Origin of the sequence: Moorena sp. SIO4E2 (assembly GCF_010671945.1) — a bacterium.
Classification (GTDB): Bacteria; Cyanobacteriota; Cyanobacteriia; order Cyanobacteriales; family Coleofasciculaceae; genus Moorena; species Moorena producens.
Genome location: NZ_JAAHIE010001018.1, coordinates 1 through 1921, shown reverse-complemented (window position 1 = coordinate 1921; position 1921 = coordinate 1). Strand labels below are relative to the sequence as shown.

The following is a 1921-nucleotide window of genomic DNA, read 5'->3' as shown; positions in this document are numbered from 1 at the left end:
GCTACCTGTAAAATATATGCTAGGTAATAGAGTTGGGAGCCAAATATAGGACGTTTTTGATTCTGGAATCCTGGAATTTTTTCCAGATAGTTTAGCAGTTTTTTATCCCGGCCTATGGGAATATATCGATAGTCTACTCCGTCATGACTTGCCGTATTAAAGCGTTCTCCTGGTGTATAGACAATAACATCACCATCTTGAACTAAAAGACGCACGAATTCATAGGTCAAAATCCCAATGGAATCCATCGGATTTGGAAACGAGGTCATCACAAAGGGTTGACAGACAAATGCTATCTTTAATCGTTTATTAGAATCTGCTCCGTTTAATTGATGATTTAATTTGTTGTTTAATTTGTTTTGCTCTCGGTCAATCCTAGCTAATTTATTTTGCACTAAAGTTGTGTAGACTACAGTGTTGCTGGGATTGAGTTTGAGGACATTGTTATAGGATGCGATCGCATCATCTAATTTGCCTTGTTCCTGCAGAGCAACTCCTAAGGTATAATGACTGTTGACCAAGTCTGGCTGTATTGCGATCGCTTTCTGGTAATAAGCCACCGCAGTCTTCAAATCGCCTCCTATTTTCCGAGTAACGCCCAAATCGTGATTTAAGGCAGCGTAGTAGGCGTGTTTTTCTTGGGAAAGCTGCCCTTGAGCGTAGAGAGCATTACCCAAATTCACATCAGCTTCAGCACAGTTGGGCTGAATCTCCAAAGCTTTTTGATAGCATGCGATCGCATTTTCCCACTTGCCTTGTTGTTGTAGAGCATAGCCAAAGTTGTTGTAAAGCGCTACCGAGTTCGGCTGTAGGGCTAACGCTCGCTGATAAGCTTCCACTGCTTCTGACAATTGACCTTGAGCTTGACGCAAATTGCCTAAACTGAACCAAGCCTTGAAAGACTCCGGATTGACAAGGAGGGTTGTATTGAAAAACTCCTCAGCAGTTTGGTACTTACCTACCTGTTGTGCTAGCATTCCTAACCCATACAAGGCATCTGGTTGGTTAGGTATTCCTGCTAGAATCTGACGATAAACTTGCTCAGCTTCGACCAAGCGATTGGCTCGATGATATTGAAGAGCAACTTGAAGTGCTTCAGAAAGTTGTGTCACTGTTGTAATCCTCAATTTTTACTTTTTAATTGGTAATTGGTAATTGTATAGAGTTGTGAACATATTCGCCCTTGGGTATTGGCAATAAGTGTGTTCACAACCCAGATAAAAACCCTATATCTATAGCAGTCGCCAGCGATGCAGCGCGGTCTTGGGGAGCCAGTGCGGTCTTGGGGGTCTCCCCCATGAGCAACTGGCGTGGTTTCCACGGGGCTTACAAGGTGCGGACGCAGGTTCCGCACACAGCCCCTCCCCATGAGCGACTGCATCAAGACAGGGCAGTTAGGACATGACAAAAGTCTCAAACCTAAGTAAGCGAAAGAGTTTGACTTCTGACTTCTGACTTCTGACTTCTGACTTCTGCTATAACTAGGGATAAGCAAAGTAAAAACTCTCTGAATTATGATTCAACATAATCGAGCGCAACTTTGAAGCAATCTCATCCCGTAGGGGAGCAGCTTCGGCTTGAGTAAGCCAAGTAAATAGTTTCTCCACAGCTTGAGGAGACGGATCAATTTTGAGTGCCTCTTGGAGCAGACGAAACGCACCAGAAAGATTCCCAGCCTTTAGGGGAATTACCATATGGTTTAGACAATAATTAAAGTAATGGTTACGAGCGTTGGCTGTAATTGCTGCACAATGCTCAGCAGGAAGATAGCTCTCGGAAATTTCAATCCCCTGGCGGATAGACGTTGCTTGAGCTCCAGATAATATCAGTTCACTGGTCATATTATTATCATGCTCACGGTAACGTGCCAAAATATCGCCTTCGTACCACCAATCATAAAAACTAGCAATACGCTTATAAA

The 1921-nt window shown here is 43.5% G+C and carries 1 protein-coding gene and 1 pseudogene; both read right to left on the bottom strand.

Features of this window, described 5'->3' with window-relative positions; translation table 11 throughout:
• On the bottom strand, nucleotides 1–1112 hold a 1112-nt coding region (locus tag F6K37_RS40115), incomplete at its 3' end, for a tetratricopeptide repeat protein (protein WP_287256845.1).
• A 369-nt stretch (nucleotides 1113–1481) separates the two neighbouring features.
• Nucleotides 1482–1921, bottom strand: a pseudogene (locus tag F6K37_RS40110) (tetratricopeptide repeat protein); the annotation flags it as partial.